19 protein-coding genes and 1 tRNA gene are annotated in these 18676 nt (G+C 30.3%); 11 read left to right on the top strand and 9 right to left on the bottom strand.

Annotated elements, in window-relative coordinates; all coding sequences use genetic code 11:
* Positions 1–64 precede the first annotated feature (64 nt).
* Genes ABIN17_05980 through mltG form a run of 7 tightly spaced genes read left to right on the top strand, consistent with a single transcriptional unit; the run spans position 65 to position 6268 of the window.
* The gene (locus ABIN17_05980; protein ID MEO0284603.1) at positions 65–1021 is read left to right on the top strand and encodes a PhoH family protein; all 957 of its coding nucleotides are present in this window, start codon (positions 65–67) and stop codon (positions 1019–1021) included.
* On the top strand, positions 987–3020 hold the full coding sequence (locus ABIN17_05975; protein ID MEO0284602.1) for an HDIG domain-containing metalloprotein: 2034 nt from the start codon (positions 987–989) through the stop codon (positions 3018–3020). Before ABIN17_05980 ends, ABIN17_05975 begins: the two co-directional genes overlap by 35 nt.
* On the top strand, positions 3013–3402 hold the full coding sequence (ybeY, locus tag ABIN17_05970) for an rRNA maturation RNase YbeY (protein ID MEO0284601.1): 390 nt from the start codon (positions 3013–3015) through the stop codon (positions 3400–3402). The genes ABIN17_05975 and ybeY overlap by 8 nt, the downstream gene beginning before the upstream one ends.
* Positions 3399–4169 carry a CNNM domain-containing protein gene (locus tag ABIN17_05965; GenBank protein MEO0284600.1) on the top strand — a complete coding sequence of 257 codons (771 nt, stop codon included), beginning with the start codon at positions 3399–3401 and terminating at the stop codon, positions 4167–4169. The genes ybeY and ABIN17_05965 overlap by 4 nt, the downstream gene beginning before the upstream one ends.
* A complete protein-coding gene (locus ABIN17_05960) occupies positions 4150–4908 on the top strand; it encodes a phosphatidylglycerophosphatase A (GenBank protein ID MEO0284599.1) in 759 nt (252 codons plus the stop codon). Before ABIN17_05965 ends, ABIN17_05960 begins: the two co-directional genes overlap by 20 nt.
* Positions 4909–4935: 27 nt before the next feature.
* Positions 4936–5259 carry a hypothetical protein gene (locus ABIN17_05955; GenBank protein MEO0284598.1) on the top strand — a complete coding sequence of 108 codons (324 nt, stop codon included), beginning with the start codon at positions 4936–4938 and terminating at the stop codon, positions 5257–5259.
* Positions 5260–5263: 4 nt separating this feature from the next.
* Entirely contained in the window at positions 5264–6268 is a 1005-nt protein-coding gene (gene mltG, locus ABIN17_05950) for an endolytic transglycosylase MltG (GenBank protein MEO0284597.1), read from the top strand.
* Here the strand turns inward: mltG and argF are convergent.
* From argF to ABIN17_05915, 7 genes are all read right to left on the bottom strand, one after another.
* Positions 6257–7162 carry an ornithine carbamoyltransferase gene (argF, locus tag ABIN17_05945; GenBank protein MEO0284596.1) on the bottom strand — a complete coding sequence of 302 codons (906 nt, stop codon included), beginning with the start codon at positions 7160–7162 and terminating at the stop codon, positions 6257–6259. The two genes, mltG and argF, sit on opposite strands and share 12 nt — an antisense overlap.
* Complete coding sequence (locus ABIN17_05940) at positions 7159–8151, bottom strand: tetratricopeptide repeat protein (protein ID MEO0284595.1); 993 nt, start codon at positions 8149–8151, stop codon at positions 7159–7161. Before ABIN17_05940 ends, argF begins: the two co-directional genes overlap by 4 nt.
* 46 nt (positions 8152–8197) lie before the next feature.
* A complete protein-coding gene (locus ABIN17_05935; GenBank protein ID MEO0284594.1) occupies positions 8198–9307 on the bottom strand; it encodes a DegT/DnrJ/EryC1/StrS family aminotransferase in 1110 nt (369 codons plus the stop codon).
* Positions 9304–9873 carry an NAD(P)H-dependent oxidoreductase gene (locus tag ABIN17_05930; GenBank protein ID MEO0284593.1) on the bottom strand — a complete coding sequence of 190 codons (570 nt, stop codon included), beginning with the start codon at positions 9871–9873 and terminating at the stop codon, positions 9304–9306. The genes ABIN17_05935 and ABIN17_05930 overlap by 4 nt, the downstream gene beginning before the upstream one ends.
* Positions 9874–9907: 34 nt before the next feature.
* Positions 9908–10309, bottom strand: coding sequence for a metal-dependent transcriptional regulator (locus tag ABIN17_05925; protein MEO0284592.1), 402 nt, complete (start codon positions 10307–10309; stop codon positions 9908–9910).
* A 69-nt stretch (positions 10310–10378) separates the two neighbouring features.
* On the bottom strand, positions 10379–13438 hold the full coding sequence (locus ABIN17_05920; protein ID MEO0284591.1) for an FAD-binding and (Fe-S)-binding domain-containing protein: 3060 nt from the start codon (positions 13436–13438) through the stop codon (positions 10379–10381).
* Between the two features lie 141 nt (positions 13439–13579).
* Positions 13580–13654, bottom strand: a tRNA-Pro gene (locus ABIN17_05915).
* A 181-nt stretch (positions 13655–13835) separates the two neighbouring features.
* Between ABIN17_05915 and msrA the strand changes: the two genes are divergently transcribed.
* Positions 13836–14846 (top strand): peptide-methionine (S)-S-oxide reductase MsrA, encoded by a 1011-nt coding sequence (msrA, locus tag ABIN17_05910; protein MEO0284590.1) that lies wholly within the window; start codon positions 13836–13838, stop codon positions 14844–14846.
* Here msrA and ABIN17_05905 read toward each other — a convergent pair.
* Both ABIN17_05905 and ABIN17_05900 read right to left on the bottom strand, forming a co-directional pair.
* Positions 14836–15435 carry a MarR family winged helix-turn-helix transcriptional regulator gene (locus tag ABIN17_05905; GenBank protein ID MEO0284589.1) on the bottom strand — a complete coding sequence of 200 codons (600 nt, stop codon included), beginning with the start codon at positions 15433–15435 and terminating at the stop codon, positions 14836–14838. The two genes, msrA and ABIN17_05905, sit on opposite strands and share 11 nt — an antisense overlap.
* Before the next feature lie 40 nt (positions 15436–15475).
* Positions 15476–15916: a hypothetical protein gene (locus ABIN17_05900; protein MEO0284588.1), complete on the bottom strand. Its 441-nt coding sequence runs from the start codon at positions 15914–15916 to the stop codon at positions 15476–15478.
* Between the two features lie 116 nt (positions 15917–16032).
* Here ABIN17_05900 and cas3 point away from each other — a divergent pair, with 116 nt between their 5' ends.
* From cas3 to cmr1, 3 genes are all read left to right on the top strand, one after another.
* Positions 16033–17682, top strand: a complete 1650-nt coding sequence (cas3, locus tag ABIN17_05895; GenBank protein ID MEO0284587.1) for a CRISPR-associated helicase Cas3' — start codon at positions 16033–16035, stop codon at positions 17680–17682.
* The gene (locus ABIN17_05890; GenBank protein ID MEO0284586.1) at positions 17663–18388 is read left to right on the top strand and encodes a CRISPR-associated endonuclease Cas3''; all 726 of its coding nucleotides are present in this window, start codon (positions 17663–17665) and stop codon (positions 18386–18388) included. The genes cas3 and ABIN17_05890 overlap by 20 nt, the downstream gene beginning before the upstream one ends.
* Positions 18381–18676: type III-B CRISPR module RAMP protein Cmr1 (cmr1, locus tag ABIN17_05885; protein ID MEO0284585.1), on the top strand; the 296-nt coding region annotated here is incomplete at its 3' end. The genes ABIN17_05890 and cmr1, both read left to right, overlap by 8 nt.

Below are 18676 nucleotides of genomic sequence, written 5' to 3'. Positions count from 1 at the left end.
AAAAAGGATAAGGAAAAAAGTGAGCCCCCTCCCTGTGAGGGGGTTTTTACTTTTAATTTAAGGTGTGGAAATAAAAACCTTTAGTGTAAGACCTAAAAAATTAAGAGAAATACTTGGGGTTTTAAATCAAAACCTCAAGGTATTACAGGAATATTTTTCAGGTAAAATAACAGTGAGAGGTGAAGAAATTAAATTTGAAGGTGATAAAAAAGAATTCAAAAAATTGAAGGAGATTTTATCCAAACTTGATGAAAGGGCTGAAGAAGGAAATTTTTTTGAACCTGATCAGATTATTGATATTTTGAATAAGGATAATTATTTAAAAAATGTTGAAAAATACAAGGATTCTATTATAACGCCTAAAAAAATAGTTACTCCCAAAACAGAGAATCAGAAACATTATGTTGATGCTTTAAGAAAATATCCTCTTGTTTTTTCAATAGGACCAGCCGGAACAGGTAAGACATACCTTGCAGTTGCCTGTGCTCTTGAGCATTTGAGGGAAGAAAAAGTAGAGAGAATTATTCTTACAAGACCCGCAGTAGAAGCTGGAGAATCACTTGGTTTCTTACCTGGTAGTTTCCAGGAAAAGGTTGATCCTTATTTAAGACCCCTTTACGATGCTTTATTTGATATGATGCCTTATGACAGAATAAAAAAACTAATGAATACAGGAGTAATAGAAATTGCTCCTCTTGCTTACATGAGGGGAAGAACTCTTTCAAATGCTTTTGTTATTTTAGATGAAGCTCAGAATACAAATTACCTTCAGATGAAAATGTTTTTAACGAGAATGGGTTTAAAAACAAAAGTTGCTGTAACAGGTGACATAACACAGATAGATTTGAAAGATAAGGAGGAATCGGGACTTGTAATCGCAGAAAAAATTTTAAAAGGAGTAGAAGGCATAAAATTTATTTATTTTGGCTCAGAGGATATCATAAGGCATCCTATTGTTAAATCCATTATAATTGCCTTTGAAAAGTATGAGGGAAATAAGAAGGAAGGAAAGACTTCTTAAAATTTTTTCCATATTTATATTTTCAGTTTTGATAACATACTTTTTACCTTTTTCAGAGGAAAAGATTTATACCTTAAGAATAGGTGAAGTCCCACAGAGGGATATAATAGCTACCTTTACTTTTAAAATTCCTAAATCAAAAGAAGAAATAAGAAAGGAAAGGGAAGAAATTTTAAAAAGACTTACCCTTGTACTTTCTCCTGTTTTAAGACCAAGTCTTGACCAGAATCTTATAGAAAGTCAGCTTGAGAATCTGGATATAAAAACAAGAAAAAAATTTATAGAGGAAATAAATAAAACCTATGAAGAAATAAAAGATTATGTTATTCTTGAAGATATTGATACAATAAGGAAATTAAATAGTGAGTTTGTAATTCTTCTTACCCCAGAAGGAGATAAATTTTTTCCAGTAAACAAGATATATTCTTTATCAGAAATAAAAGAAATCATAAAAGAAAGAGCAATAAAAGTTTTTCCCTTTAAAGAGCAACTTTCCTTTTTATTTGAGGAATTAATTTCTCCTTTTATAGTTCCGAATTACAAAATTGATTTTGAGGAAACTAAAATTAGAAAGCAGAAATTACTTGAAAGAATTGAAGAATTCAAGGGAGTTGTATATAAGGGCGAAGTTATTGCCAAAAAGGGTGAACCACTTTCAAAAATAGAAATAGAAAAACTTGAGGCAATGGAAATTGCAAAAAGAAAATCCTTTATATCAAAGATTTTTATACTTTCCTTAAGGTACATATTCTTTCTCATAATTCTGCTTTTTTCCTATTATTCTGTAAGATTTCTTTTCCCTGAAATTTACGGTGATACAAAAATGCTTTTACTTATAATTTTCAATTCACTTTTGTTCATGTTTTTATCAAGTTTAATAATAAAAATAACAAAAAGTTCCCTTTATATACCTTTTGCTTTTATACCATTTTTTTTCTATTTTGTAACAGGAAGAAAATTTGCTTTATTTTTAACGATCATACTCTCAATTCTATGTGCAGTTTATTCGGGTTTTAGTTTATTTTTTTTAATATATTTTCTTACCATAGGAATTTCAGGTATTCTCATTTCAAAATTTTTAAGAAATAGATTAGATTTGATCTTTGGATTCTTTATACTCCTTTTTCTATCAATAATTCTTTCATTCTTTTTCAAAATCTATGCCAGTTTCCAGATAACAAATGGTGAGATCTTTATAAGTTCTCTTTTTTCATCAAGTTTATCAATTATCGGAACAATTACATTACTTCCCCTTCATGAAAAATTTTTAGGAATTGCTACCGATTTTGTCCTTCTTGAACTTTCAAATCCTGAACACCCCCTTTTAAAAGAACTGGAAAGTAAAACACCTGGAACTTTTGAACATTCAATACAGATGTCAGAACTGGCAAGAATTGCAGCAGAAAAAATAGGGGCAAATCCTCTCCTTGCGAAAGTCGGTGCTTTATACCACGATATCGGTAAAATTGAAAATCCTAAATTTTTTGTTGAAAATCTTAAAGATCCTCAAGAAAATCCACATAACAAAATATCACCAACTGTAAGTGTGACTATACTGCAAAATCATGTTAAAAAGGGGGTAGAGTTAGCTAAGAAATATAGGTTGCCGGAAAGTATAATAAGAATAATAGAAAGACATCATGGAACTCTTCTCATGTTTTCCTTCTATGAAAAGGCAAAAAAAATAAATAGTGATGTAAGGGAAGAAGAATACAGGTACAAGTGTCCAAAACCAGAAAAGAAAGAGGAAGCAATAATAATGCTTTTAGATGGAATTGAGGCAAAGGTAAGAAGTCTTGAAAAATATGAATTTCAAAGTATTAGGGATGCTATTGATGATGTTATAAATCATAGGTTTTCTGATGGTCAGTTTGATGAATGTGAAATTACACGGAAGGATATGGAAAAAATAAAGGAAGCTATTTTACCGAAACTTATTCACAGATTTCATGTTAGGGTGACTTATCCACCTCTCAAAGCAAAAGAAAAAATTGTTTAATCTTAATTTTTTTAAAACAACAAAAAAGAAGATACCTCTTAAGAAAAAGGATAAATTAAATTTAGAAAAAATTTTAAAAAGGGAAATAAAAAAAGAAAATTCCGAGGTTAAAGAAATTAACATAGTGATGGTTGGAAGAGAAAGAATAAAAAGAATTAATAAAAATTTTTTAGGAAAAAATAAAAAAACAGATTGCATTTCCTTTAACCTTGGAGAAATTGGTGAGATCTATATATGCTCAGATTTTGTAAAAAATAAAAGGGATTTTCTTAAATTAATAATTCATAGTTTTTATCATATAATGGGATATGATCATAAAAATAACCATGAAAGAATAAAAATGGAAAAAAAAGAAAGAAAACTTTTAAATAAATTAATATGATAATACTTATTAATTTAATTCTTTTGATCTTCTTCCTTTTTATTTCCTTCCTTGCCTCAGGAACAGAAACGGCTTTTTTCACTTTGTCAGAGGAAAAAGCTTTAAGATATCCTTTTAAAAAGGAAAAGAAGAAGATAATTGAGAAAATTCTTCTTTATCCGGGAGTTATTATAATTACTATTGTTGGAATTAACACATTGAGCAATACCCTTTCCTCATCAATTTTTTCGAGTATAACATTTGAAGTTTTAAAATTAAATAAAGATATGCTCACAATAATAGATACGATACTCTTTGGTTTTATTATTTTTATCTTTTTTGAAACTCTTCCAAAGAATATTGCTTTAAAATATCCTTTTAAATTTTTAATATACGGATATCCTTTTTACAGAATAGTGATTTATCCTTTTACTTTTGTTGCAGAGAAAATAAAAGTAAGAGATAAGAAAATTAAGGTAAAAAATTTTCATTTTTTACATGAACTTGAACTTATTCTTTTTACAGGTGATGTAAAGGAAATTTTAAGTGAATCGGAAAAAAGTCTTTTTATAAAGATTATAGAGATGATAGAATTGAAAGCAAAGGATTTTAAAAAAGTTAAAAATGTTAAAGAAGATTATTTAAAAATAGACGGAAATGATACACTTTTTTATGTTTTAAAAAAATTACTGAAGGAAAAAAAAGAATATGCACTTATTGATTCAGAAGGAAAAAAGGAGTTTATATCGAAAAAGGATTTAGTTTCTTATGTTTTTGAAGATATATAATAAATTTAGTTTAAATTTTTTAACTCTTTTAACTTTTTTAATATTTGTAAGTTTAGTACCCTTAAATACTGGCTCAACCTTTATAAGAATTGATATATTTTATCATTTTTTATTTTTTTTTCTTTTTTCACTTTTTTGTGATAAACGGGAAGAAAAAATATTTATTCTTTTAGTTCCTTTTTTAATTGAAATTTTACAATCTCTTTTACCTTACAGAGATGTAAGTTTAGATGATATTATATCTGATTACCTTGGCATAATATCAGGTTTTTTAACTTTTAAATTTTTTTTAAAGAATTCTTTTAATAGATTTGTATTTTTAGGTTCTTTTTTTTATCTTGGAAAAATTTTACCTACGATGAAGGGAACTGTTTCAAGTTTAATTGCCCTGATTTTTCTCTATTTTTTGAAACCTTCTTATATTTTTGTATCTTTTTTAATAATCTTTTTTTATCTTTTGCATTTTATTTTGAGAGATTATTTAAGAGATAAGGATCCTGATTTTTTTACGATTGACGAGGTTACTGGAGTTTTACTTGTTTTTTATTTAAAGAGGGATATTTTTTTGTATTTAATTTATTTTTTAATATTTAGATTTTTTGATATCAAAAAGATTTTATTTATAAGAAAAGTTGAAAGAATAAAAAATTTTAATGGAGTTTTTCTTGATGATTTTATAAGTGCCTTTTATGCTTTGATTTTAACCCTTTTGATTTCTCTTTTGATAAGATTGAAATAATTTAATTTATGAATATAAAATTTATAAATGAATGAAAGACATAGTGAAATAGATAAAAGGTATATTGCACTACTCTCCTATTTCTGGATTCTTTTTTTAATTCCTCTTCTTATTGAACCAAAAGATGAATTTGTGAAATTTCATGTTAAGCAGGGGATAGTTTTATTTTTGTTTTTTTTGATAATTTTTATAGTTGGAGGAGTTATCCCGTTTATAGGATGGTTTGTTATTTTACCTCTTGGTCTTATTTATTGGTTTTTTTTATTTGTTTTAGGTATTTTCAATACTCTTTCTGGTAAAAAGGAGAAATTGCCCTTTATTGGAAAATACGCAGATAGAATAAATATATAAAGCCTTGAGATTTTTATTTTTAGCATCTTCTTTTTTTGTCTTTTTTTTACAAATAATTCTCTATTCACCTCTTTTCAATCTTAAAGGTAAAGAGGAGAAAGTATTTGTCAGGTACAGGGAAAGTATCAGTGAATTTTCAAAGAAACTTAAAGAAAAAGGGATAATAAGCCATGAAAAATTTATTTATTTTATGAAAATTTATAATCCAGAATTTAAGCTTTATGCAGGAGAGTGGAAAATTATAAATTCGGGAAATTCTTTTTTAAACTTTAAAAATATTGATAATGCAGAAAAAAATTTTGAACTTATAATTACAATTCCAGAGGGATATGAACTTAGAAAAATACTGAAATTGCTTTCAGAAAAAGGTGGCTATGATTATGATGAGTTAAATAGATTAGCCCAGAATCCAGAGAATTTTAAGGAATTATTTGAGTATGGTGTTCCTCAAAATCTTGAAGGTTACCTTTTCCCTGATACTTATATTTTATCCTATTCTCTTTCAGAAAAAGAAGTGCTTGAAATTTTTATAAAACGTTTTTTTGAAGTTATTAAAGAACTTGGTTATGATACAATTAAGGACAGGTTAGAGTTAAGTCTTGAGGAAATTCTGACACTTGCTTCTATAATTGAGAAAGAGGCAATTTTTGATTATGAGAAAAAAATAATTTCTTCTGTTTATTACAATAGACTTAAAAAGGGGATACCCTTACAGGCTGACCCTACAATCCAGTATCTTCTTCCAAAGCCCCTTTTCCCTTTACCCTTAAGATTTTTAAAAATGGATTCCCCCTACAATACATATAAAAATAAGGGACTGCCTCCAACACCTATATGTTCTCCAGGCAAAAAAAGTATTGAGGCAGCTTTATATCCTGAAAAAACTGAGTATCTTTTTTTTGTAGCAAGAGGAGACGGAACTCATATATTTTCAAAAACTTATGAAGAACATTTAAAAAATAAAAGAAGTGCAAAAAAAGAGTGGATTAGAAGAGGGCTACTTAAATAAAAATTTAAAAAGTCCCATCTGAGCCCACATTCTGTTTTCTGCCTGTTCATATACAACAGAATACTCAGAATCAAGAACATCCTCAGTGACTTCTTCTCCCCTGTGAGCTGGTAAACAGTGCATAAATTTTACATCTTTATCAGCCTTTTCAATTAGTTTTGAATTTACCTGGTAATTTATGAAAATTTTCTTTCTTATTTCAGCTTCAGATTCCTGTCCCATTGAGGCCCACACATCTGTATACACAAATTTTGCTCCTTTAACAGCTTCATAGGGTTCATAGGTATAAAGTATTTTTGCACCAGTTTTTTTTGCTATTTCAATTGCTTTATCCATTATTTCTTTTTTTGGTTCATAACCTTTTGGTGTTGCAACCCTTATTTCACCTCCTGCTAAAGAAAATCCAAGGATCAGGGAGTGACAAACATTGTTTCCGTCACCAACAAAAGCAAGGGGTCCTTTTAAATCACCTGAAATTTCTTTTATAGTCAAAAGATCAGCTAAAATCTGACATGGATGTTCAAGATCAGATAAAGCATTTATAACAGGGATTTTACTTTCTTTTGCAAGAATGAGAAGTGTTTCATGGGAGAAAACTCTTGAAATAATTCCATCAGTCCATCTTTCAAGATTTTTTGCAATATCTTTTACACTTTCCCTTTTACCCATTCCTATATCCTGCTGGGAAAGATAAATTGAATCTCCACCGAGTTTTTTTATCCCTGTTTCAAAGCTTACTCTTGTTCTTAACGAGGGTTTTTCAAAAATTAAAGCAAAAATTTTATTTTTAAGAATTTTTTCTGTTTTTCCCTTTTTAAACTTCTCTGCAAATTCAAGAATCTTTAAAAGTTCTTCAGAATTAATATCAAGCATTGATAAAAAATCTCTTTTCATTTTCCCTCCTTTTCCAGTGCTTCTGCCTTTTTGAAGGCATCAAGGGCTTCATTTTTCTTATCAATTCTTGAAAGACAATCAGCCATTAATCTATATACATTTGAACTTTCTCTTAGTGAAAGAGATTTTTTATAGAATTCGATAGCCTTTATATAATTTTTTGATAGATGATATGACCTTCCAATATACTCATAAGCATAAGCATCTTCAGGATTTTTCTTTGCATATCTTTCAAAATATTTAATTGATTCATCATATTTTTTTAAAAAGAAATTGGAAAGGGCAATATTAAAGAGATAATTGATGTTTGAGGAATCGGATTTGTAAGCTTCTTTAAAATATTTCTCTGCTTCTTCATAATTTTCTTTATTTGTATAAATTTCACCGAGCAATTCGTAGTATTTTGCTTTTAGCTCAGGAGTAAGTTCTTTATTTATGTTATTTCTTACTATTTCCTCTGCTTTTGCTATATTCTCCTCTAAATAAAATCTCGCAAGATAATAGGACATTTGCGGATCTCCTTGGTTTTTATTGTATCCCTCCTCAAGAATTTCCTTTGCTTTTTGAGTTTCCCCTTTCCCTTGATAAAAAGCAGCAAGATTCATATAGACTTTTGGGTTTTGAGGTTCAATTTCCTTTAGTTTATTGAAGCACTTTATTGCAAAGTCATAATCTTTTTCTTGACCCGATATAATTCCTGCGTTAAAAAGGGTTGTTTTATCAACTTCTTCAAGTGGTTTTTTTAATCCCATATCAAGGGATTTAAAAAGGTAATTTGCTCCTTCTTTGTACTTATTCATATAAGTGTAGCCTCTTGAAATCCATAAGTAAGGTTCAGGGTTATTAGGCTCTTCTTTTGCCCATTTTTCAGCTTCTTCAATCATTTTTGTAAAATTCTCTTGTTGCATGTATATTTTTACAGATGTGGAATGGGGATTTGATACACAGGAAAAAAATAATAATGAGATTGTTATAAATAATTTTTTCATTTTGTTTTGTTTTTTTGTAAGGCTTTGAACCTTATAGAAAAATTAATTATAAATAAAATTCTTTAATTTTTTCACAAATAAAATTCACTTCCTCATCTTTTAAATGTGGGTGACAGGGGAGTGAGAGGACTTCTTTAGATATTTTTTCAGTTATTTTTAAATCACCTTCTTTAAAACCATAAAATTTAGCAGCAGGCTGTAAGTGACAGGGGACTGGATAATGAATACCTGTTTCAATACCTTCACTTTTTAGATACTCTTTTAATTTATCTCTTTCTTTTGTTCTTATGACGAATAGATGATAAACTGAATTTTTTTCTTTATTTTCTTTTATAAGTTTTATTTCCTTTAAACTTTTAAGGTTTTCGTGATAAATTTTTGCTATTTCTCTTCTCCTTGAATTCCATTTATCAAGATGTTTGAGTTTTAAAAGTAATATAGCAGCTTGAATTTCATCCATTCTAAAATTGAAACCCATAATTTCACTGAAGTAACTTTTATTCTGCCCGTGATTTCTTAAAAGTTTTATTTTTTCATAAATTTTTTTGTTATTTGTAGAAACTCCCCCAGCTTCTCCAAGGGCACCAAGATTTTTTGTATAGTAAAAACTGAATGCAGAAACATCACCTAAATTACCGACTTTTTTATCTCTATAGATAGCTCCATGGGCTTGTGCTGCATCTTCAATTAAAATAATATCTGGGTAATTTTCTTTGATTTTCCAGAATTCATCCATATCACAGGGAGTTCCAAAGATATGTACTAAAATTATTGCTTTTGTTTTTTTAGTTATTTTTTTCCTTACATCTTCAGGATCAATTGTAAAATCATCTTCTTTTATTTCAGCAAAGATAGGTTTTGCTCCAACCATCCAAACAGCTTCAAGAGTTGCAAAAAAGGTAAAGGAAGGTAAAATTACCTCATCATCCTTTTCTACACCTATTCCCCTTAAGGCAAGATGTAATGCATCTGTTCCAGAAGATAAAGAAACAAAATATTTTGTTCCACAATACTCAGCAAATTTCTTTTCAAACTCCTCTTGGTATGGTCCCAGGTATAAATTCATTTCAGAAAAAATCTTTTCGAGGAGTGGAAAAAGTTCTTCCTTTATCTCAGTATAAGGTGTATAAAGGTCTTGTAATTTTATTTTTTTCATAGTTCATAATGATAAGAAAATTTTCTGATAAAATCTAAAAAATTATTAAAAAATTTTTTTATTTTTTCTTCTGTTTTTTTATCTTTTAATTTAAGATTTTTGTCAAATTTTTCATCAGCATTAGATATCATCAGGGTTTCAGGGTATATAAAAGCTTTAAGAGAAAAAAGGATATCAATAAGATGTTTCTGTGCTCTTGCTGTTCCAAAATTTCCGGTTGTTACTCCGCCTATTGCACATAGTTTACCTTTAAGTGGATTTTCTCCTCTTGAAATCCAGTCTATAACATTTTTCAAAACACCAGGAACTGAATGATTATATTCTGGTGTTATGAATATTACCCCATCACAATTTTTTATTTTTTTCTTTAATTTGATAACACTTTCAGGTGTTCCACTTTCTTCAATATCTTGATTAAAAAGAGGTATATTTCCTATTTCAATAATTTCAAATTTTATATCACTGGGACATTTTTTTTTAATTTCCCTTAATATTCTTCTGTTGAAAGATTTCTCTCTTAAACTTCCTGCTATTCCAATAAGTTTAATTGTCCTCTTTTGCTTCATTTGTTTAAGTATAAAATAAAAATTTAAATTTCTACTATTTTGAAAGAACCTTCTGTTTTTTTATTTTTTCAATAAAGTTTTTAAATTTTTCGAGAGTTATAATGTTAAAGATATTTATCATTTTACATGCATCTTCTTCTGCAATTTCTTCGGGTATATTTAGAAATTGAGTAAAGAAATTTATAAAGAATTGAGCCTTTTCATAAAACTCCCGAGCGATTTTCTCTCCCTTTTCTGTTAATTCTACAAATCCATAGTGTTCGTGTAAAATAAGTCCTCTTTTAGCTAATTCCTTTATAGCCTGGGTAGCAGCAGAGGTGGTAACATTAATTCTTAAAGCTATTTCCTTAACCCTCACAACCTTTCTTTTCTGACTCAGTACATATATACACCTCAGATATCTTATTAGGGATTTAGGTAAATCATTTTTTTTCATTATATTCCCCTCCTTAATTATTATAATTCAAAATTTTAAAATATCAATACTAAAAAAATCAAATAATTTTTAATTCTTTAAATATTCAATAAGTGGATCAGAAACAATTGGTATAACATCTTTTAGCATATGGGGCATTAAATTATCTACAATTTTAGGCATAAGCTCGGGCATCTGTTCTTCCATGTAATCTGGCATATCTATTTTTTCTTTAACAAGTTCAAGCATTCTTGGCATAACCTTAGGCATAATTACTGGCATAAGAATAGGAAAGAGAATAGGAAACATAGGTTTCATAGCATAAAGAGTAATTGGAATTTTTCCCATAAATTTCATTATTTTCCCCATTCCAAGTGGCATTGCTTTTAAGATATCAGGAAACATTTCTTCCATTAGATTAGCAAAACCCTCTGGTGTCATTAGTTTTATCATCTTTTCAAAAACTGCCCATCCTCTTTTAACTTCTTGATTGGGATCAGGTAATTCATAACCAAGACTTTCAGCTGTAAATCTTGCAAGGTCAACAATTTCAAGAGGTAAATTTTTTTTCTCTTTAGTTACTCTTAACTGAAATTCACAGCAGGGACAGAGGGCAAGAACTTTTTGTGCACCTGCTTCAATTGCTTCTTTTAATCTTGTGTCACCAATTTCTGCTGCAACATCTGGTTCTTTTATAAGAGTGAGAACTGAACCGCAGCAAAGGGAGTTTTCTCTATTATGTTTCATCTCAACAAATTCCACATTTGGATTTGCCTTTATTAACTCTCTTGGTTCTTCATAAATTCCCGATGCCCTTCCTATGTGACAGGAATCATGGAAAGTCACTTTAATTTTTTCATCTTTAGATTTTTCAAATTTAAACTCTCCTTTTTTAATTTTTTCAGTTATTACTTCACTATAATGTTTTACTTTAATGTCGTATTCAATTCCGAGTTTTTTAGCCCATTCTGGATAAACTTTTCTCCACATCATATCACAGGCGGGGCAAGAGGTTATAACAAATTTTGCCTCTCTATCTTTTACAGCTTTAATATTTTTTTTCATTGTTTCTTTAAAAAGATCCCATTTACCAGCTACAAGCATTGGTGTTGCACAGCAATTCTCTTCGTCTCCCAAATATGTAAAGTCAATTCCAGCTGAATCAAGAAGCCTTACAGTTCCTATACCTATGTCCTGTTCCACATAACTTGCAGTGCAACCTGCAAAATAAACATAAGGTGCTTTTTCCTTTTTGTAATACTTTTCTTTGAGATCTTGAGGGAACCATTCTGCTCTATTTTTTCTATAACCAGCCCATATATTTCCTTCTTTTGATAAAGCTTGAGCCATCATTTCAAAGGGAGGAAAAGTCATTTTCTTTTCTTCATCTACAAGTTTTCCCCTTAATTCCATCCAGGATTCTTCAATTGGAAGATTGGCTGAACATCTTAAATTACATCTCTCACAGGTAGTGCAGGCAAGAAAGGAGTCAACCATTTTTTGGTTAAAATTTTCTCTGCCTTCAATAAATTCTCTTAAGAAGAACCATTTTCCCCTTGGACTCTGGCTTTCCCATCCTCTTCCATAAAATTGTGTGCAGTCTTCAACACAGTATCCGCATTGAGAACACACATATGAGAAGAAAGCAATATCAGCTGGTATTCCCCTTATGTCTCTGTCAGGTTTTTCCCCAATTCTTAAAGTTACATAATTTCCAAAAGGTCTTATAAAGGGTTCAAATATTTCAGAAAGTGTTAAAATTTTGCTCATAAATCCATCAGTTATTACTTTTCCTGGATTGAAGAGATTTTTAGGATCTTTTTCAATTTTAAATTTTCTGAGTTTCTTAACTTTATCTTCACCTAAAATTTTTTTAGCCTTTTTTGAGAAATAAAGTCCTGTTGAATAGGGTCTTCCTCCATATTTTTCTGCAATTTTTAAAATTGTTAAAACAAGTCCGAAAACAAAGTTATAACTGAATTTTCTTTCATCACTTGGAATAAAGCCAAGCACAACCACTTCAGGTTTTCCGTATTTTCCATTTTTAATAATTACAGCTTCTTTTACAACTTTTTTATTAATTTTACTTTCTATTTCTTTTAGACATTTATCCAAATTTTCAAGAGGTATTATAAATTCAGAGGGAACAAGGGATGGTCCCAGTCTCTTGATAACCATTATTTTAAATCTATTTTCCCATTCATGCCTTGCTATTTCTTCACTTAAAATTTTAATTTCATACTTGTTTGCTAAACTTTTAAGATTATTTAAAACTTCTTCTTTGTCCTTTTTTCTGTAGGCTATTGTAAGAATGTATGCAGCAGGTAAGAGAATTTTTTCTTCCTTTTTGTGTTCATTTAAAGGTGCTTTATTTTTAAGTTCAGCCATCCTTGGATTTATAAAACTTAATGACCAGATTTTTAAATCCATTTTTATAATTTCTTCAATAAAGCTTTTAAGTTTCTCTATATCAGGTGTCGCAAAGGCATTTACTTCAATTTCTTCATAAGGTTTTACTTTTAAAGTAATCTCAGTTATTATTCCGGTCGTTCCTTCTGCTTCATAGAATAAATCAAGTTCATCATCCTCAATTTTTTTGACGGTTCCGTCTGGTAATATTGCTTTAATGGCTTTAACATTTTCTCCAAAATATCCGTATTCATAACTACCAATTCCAGCACCTCCTTGAGCAAACCATCCACCAACTGTTGAAGAAGGGTAACTTGTTGGATAAAGTCTTAAAGTTAATCCATGTTTTAAAAGTTCTTTATCAAGCTGTTCCCAGGTAATTCCTGGCTGGCAGGTTACAAGTTCCTTTTCTGGGTCTATATTAATAATTTTTTTCATTCTGTAAAAATCAATTACAATTCCTCTTTTGATTGGAATTACTCCTCCATACCCTGAAGTTGCTTTTCCTCTTGGAACAACTGGAATATTATTTTCCTTAGCCCATTTTACAAGGAAGACTATTTCTTCTTCATTTTCAGGTTGAACCACAAGGTCAGCAATTGGATTTTTAAATATTTTTTTAATAAGTGAGGGTAGAGAAGCAATATCATGGGAATAAAGCTTCCTTTCAATTTTATCAAAGGAAACCCTATTTTTAAATTTTTTTATTATTGGTAAATATTTTTTTTGTAAGGTTTTCATTTCCCCTCCTTTTAAGTTTATTTAAAAAAGTTTAGTATACTTAATATATTATAAAATTAATTTTATGAAATTTCAAGCAGAATTTATTTTGGAAATTTTAATGATTCTTGGTTATTTGGTGGAATTAGGGAATTCATATAATCGGGGCGCGCGGATTTGAACCGCGGACCTCCTGGTCCCAAGCCAGGCGCGCTATCCGGACTGCGCTACGCCCCGCAGAACTTCCATTAAATTAATTATAAACTTTTAACCTTTAAAATACAAATTTTTATAAGTTTCAAAGTTGAAAAAAATTCTTCGAAAGAATATTATATTAAATATAAAAATGGAATTTTTTTATTTTCTGATTTTGTTAATTTTTTTAAAAGATAAAGAAAGTATAAAAGGAGGAGATTCTGTGGAAAAAAAATTTAAATTAGCCACCTTTGCAGGTGGATGTTTCTGGTGTATGGAAGAAGCCTTCCATAAAATTGAAGGTGTTATTGATGTTATTTCAGGTTATACAGGTGGTCAAAAGGAAAATCCCACCTATGAAGAGGTTTCATCTGGTAAAACAGGTCATTATGAAGCGGTTCAGGTTATCTATGATCCAGAGAAAATTTCATATCAGGATTTATTAGAAGTTTTCTGGTCTCATATAGACCCCACTGATCCTGAAGGGCAGTTTGCAGATAGAGGAGAGCAGTATAAAACAGCAATTTTTTATCATGATGAGGAACAGAAATTCCTTGCTGAAAAATCAAAGGAATTACTTGAAAAATCCGGTATTTTTGAAAATCCAATTGTTACTGAAATAAAAAAATTTGAAAAATTTTATAAGGCAGAGGATTATCATCAGGATTTTTATAAGAAAGAACCGATTAGATACTGTTTTTACAAATACTTTTCAGGTAGAGAGAAATTTATATGGAATGTTTGGAGAGAAAAGTTAAAAAACTTGAAATACAAAAAAGACCCGAGATACAAAAAACCCTCAAAGGAAGAATTAAAGAAAAAATTAACAGAACTTCAGTATAAGGTAACACAGGAAAACTATACTGAAAAACCCTTTGAAAATGAATATTATAAAAATGATAGACCTGGTATTTATGTTGATATTGTTTCAGGCGAAGTTTTGTTTTCAAGTCTTGATCAATTTGATTCTGGATGTGGATGGCCTTCCTTTACAAAACCTCTTGAGGAGGATAATTTAATTTATAAAATTGATACATCCCATAATATGGTCAGGGTTGAAGTAAGGTCCAAACACGGGGATTCCCATCTTGGACACTTATTTGATGATGGTCCTGCACCAACTGGATTAAGATACTGCATAAATTCAGCATCTTTAAGGTTTATTCCCCTTGAAGATTTAGAAAAAGAAGGCTACGGTGAATATAAAAAAATTTTTGAAAAGACTAAAAAATAGGTTTACTGTAATCACACTTAACTTTTATATCATAATCAGAAAGTTTTTTGCCTGTAAGTTTACATAAATGTTTTTTAACAGGGTCAGGAAAGGCATTTTTTACAAAATTTGCGCAGTTAATGCACATCCTTGAAATTCTTATAACGTTTTTATCTTGAAATTCTGAAATTATTTTTAGTAAAAGAGTATAAAGTTCTCTTTTATCCCTTAATTTTAATGCTTTTAATCCCTTTGATATTTCGCCTCTGTAACCTGAGAGAATTTTATTTAAAACTTTTTCTCCCCTTTCTGTAAGTTTTAAAAATTTGTATCTCTTATCCTTTTTACTTTTCTCCTCTTTTATTAATTCCTTTTTAATTAATGTTTTTAGAGCTTCAGAAAGTGTAGCTCTTGTTACTCCCAGTTCCTCGGATATAAAAGATGGTAAGGCTCTTTCTGCTGGATTTTCAGCAAGAAATAATATTACCTGAATTCCAAGAGGTGATATACCTGTTTCCTTTGATATATTCCAGAATAAAACCTTTGATAGGTTCGTTATCTTTTCAAATATATATATGATTTTTGTATCAAGCTCATTTAAATTTGTCATATTTTCACCTCATTTTTAGGATTTCTAATTATAAGATAAATTATTTACCGGGTTTTCTTATTCTTGGTAAAATTAAAAGAAAAAAGTAAAATATGGATAAAACGAGGAGTATTACGCCTGAAAGAGCAAGGTAATAAAAATTTTTATATTGAATGAATCCTTCAAAAATACTTCTCAATACTGTTCCAGAATTGAAAAGAAAGTAGAGAGAAAGCCCCTGTTTTTCTTCCTTTCTGTATAATTTGACTCTCTCTTCTGGTTCCTGTGGTGTTTTTCTTGGAAACATCCATAAGCCAACTCCCATTATCATCTGAATAACAAATCCAAGAAAAAGTAGATGTGCGTGGACTTCTCTAAGTTTAAAAAAGAAGGAAAAATTTTCAAAATTGTAACCAAGGAACATAAAAAAACCAATCAATGTTCCTGCAAGAAAGTAGAATATACTTGTTTTTATCATAAGTCTCTGATATAAAAACTTCATAATTTTATTATAAAGTATTATAAAGGTTTTGAAAACATAAATTTTTAAATCACTTATAAAATATTGACTCATTAGTTATTAATTACTTATAATAAAAATATAGAATAAAGATACTAATGGAAGAAGTAAATAATTTTTATATTAATTTTTTTAATTTTAAATGCCGTTATTTTCAAAAAGAATTATGGGAGAAAATCAATAAAAATGAATTTCCACTCTTAATCAGGGCTTCCACTGGTTCAGGTAAAACAGAAGCAGTTCTTGCTCCATTTTTATCTCAATTTATTGATAAAAACTTTTTCATCGCTCCAAGGCTGATTTATGTCTTACCCATGAGGGTGCTTGTAAATAGTATTGCTCAGAGGATCAAAAAGTATGCAGAAAGAATTTCGCCCCACATCACAGTTGAAGTTCAGCATGGAGACCTCCCCAACTCACCTTTTTTCATAGCAGACATAGTTGTAACAACCCTTGACCAGTTTCTTTATGGTTTTGCAAGGTCAAGCCATCAGGTAGGCAGACATATTGATGTGCCTGCTGGTGCCATTGCCTCATCTCTGGTGGTATTTGATGAAGCTCATATGTATAGAGATGAGTTTACCTTTGCCATAATGCGAGCCCTGATGGAGATACTCCATAAAAGTAATATTCCCTTCATAGTTATGACTGCTACTATGCCTAAAAGCTTAGAGGATAGCCTTTTTGAAAATATTGACATAGATGAAGGCAGGAAGATTATCGGGAAGATAGATTTAAACTCAACTCTAAAGATAACCCTATGCGAAGAGCCTCTTGTCAGAGGCAATGAAGTGAATTTTTCAGATGAACTCTTACAAAAAATAAAATCCAAAAAGACACTGATAATTTTAAATCAGGTAAGTAGAGCTCAAAAGGTTTATGAAGAAATTAAAAAGAGACTTGATTTAGAGGAGAATGAGATAGTCTTGCTTCATTCGCAGTTTACAAGAAAAGATAGAGAAAAACACGAAACAAGGGCACTTTCTCTTATGCCCCATAGAGAAGACGGAAAAATTATAAAACCAGAAGGAACTGGCATAGTAGTCTCAACTCAGGTGCTTGAAGCAGGCATAGATTTTTCGGCAGAGCTTTTGCTTACAGAATTAGCTCCAGCAGATTCACTTGTGCAGAGGGCTGGAAGATGCGCAAGATATGAAGGAGAAAAGGGAGAGATGATTATCTTCCATGTTGAAGATGATAATGGGCATTTACCATACAAAAAAGAGCATTTAGAAAAGACCAGCGAGTGGTTACAAAATAATAGCAATTTCAATATCAAAAACTTTAACGAGGTTTGCTCCTTTGTTGATGCTACCCTTGATTACAAGGCAAATGATTATGAGGCAAGGGATACCCTGATTGACTTGTATGAGTGTGTTCTATATGCTGATTCTAAACCTTCAAATATACAGGTTAGAGAGGGAAAACCCATTACCCTTGTAGTTGTTAACCTTTCAATAGGTGAAGGGCGAAAAAAAGAAGAAAGGATTAAGGATGCAATTAATAAAACAAACATTAGGGATAATTCCATAAGTGTAGACTTTAGAGTTGGATGGAGACTATTAAAGGATGGAGTTTTAAAATATAAGATTAATTTTGACCAAGAAAAGGGTTTAGAGATTCAAGAGGTAAAAGATAAGAAAAAAGATAAGAAAAAAGATATATCACCTTTCAGTTATTATCTCCTTGAAAGTGATTATTATGATGAGCTTAAAGGGGTGGTGCCTGATGCCGGGTATTTTATTTAGTGCTCCAGGGGAAAACTATATAGAGCATATTCAAAGGTGTGAGGAAAGATTTCGCCTTGTTTATCCTCTGTTTAAAACTACAATTTCAAGAGTTATTCCGCATAACCATTTAGAAGAAGCCTTTATGAAAATGATTTTCTTTCATGACCTCGGAAAACTCACCTACAAATGGCAGGAAAACTTAGGGACTAATAAAAAATTGCCTTCCCATGCACCTATTGGTGCAGCCCTCCTTTATAAAATTCTCCCTGTAAATATAAGGGAACCTCTTAGCTTTGCAGTAGCCATTCATCATACAGATAGTGGGCTTCTTGGAGACAATATTGAAAGACCCGATGTGCAGGCTATATTGGAGGATATAGTTGATTACGAAGGAAATATAATCTGGCATGAAGAGACCTCTAAGTTAGATAATAATTTATTTCCAGATGAGGCAAAGAATCTTATCATTAATGACTTAAAAGAGATGGCAAGGGGCTTAAGGAAATGGTCAAGGGGTTGTGGCTTATTGGAACAGCATCAAAGAAGGATGCAGGTAGCATTAGCTCATCATCTACTTAAACTTTGCGATATTTCAGCTGCCTCTGAAAGAAAGGAGTATCAGGAAAAGGAGGGAAATGATTTTTACGGAGGCTGGTTGATGGTGGAGAAGATAGAAGAATATGTGGAGAATAAGAAACTGTTTTTGGGAGGCATAAATGTATAAGTTAATTTTAAAATGTAGGGTTATAACTCCGATGTTTATGGCAGGGGGTGATGGGAGAACTCCAGAACTTAGACCTTCAGAATTCAAGGGCATGATGCGATGGTGGTGGCGGGCAATTAGGGCAGAAGAGGATATAAAAAAATTAAGAGAGGAAGAATGCAAAATTTTTGGCGGGACAGGAGAGGGAATGGGAAAGAGTAAGATAAAAATAACGGTAAGACCTGAAAGAATATCTTATGGAGATAATGTCCGTGATGAGATAATGAACTATGAAGGATTAAAATACCT

Source organism: candidate division WOR-3 bacterium (genome assembly GCA_039803925.1).
Classification (GTDB): Bacteria; Hydrothermota; Hydrothermia; order Hydrothermales; family JAJRUZ01; genus JBCNVI01.
Note: the sequence above shows the minus strand (reverse complement) of the source record. Positions and strands in the feature narration are given on the sequence as shown.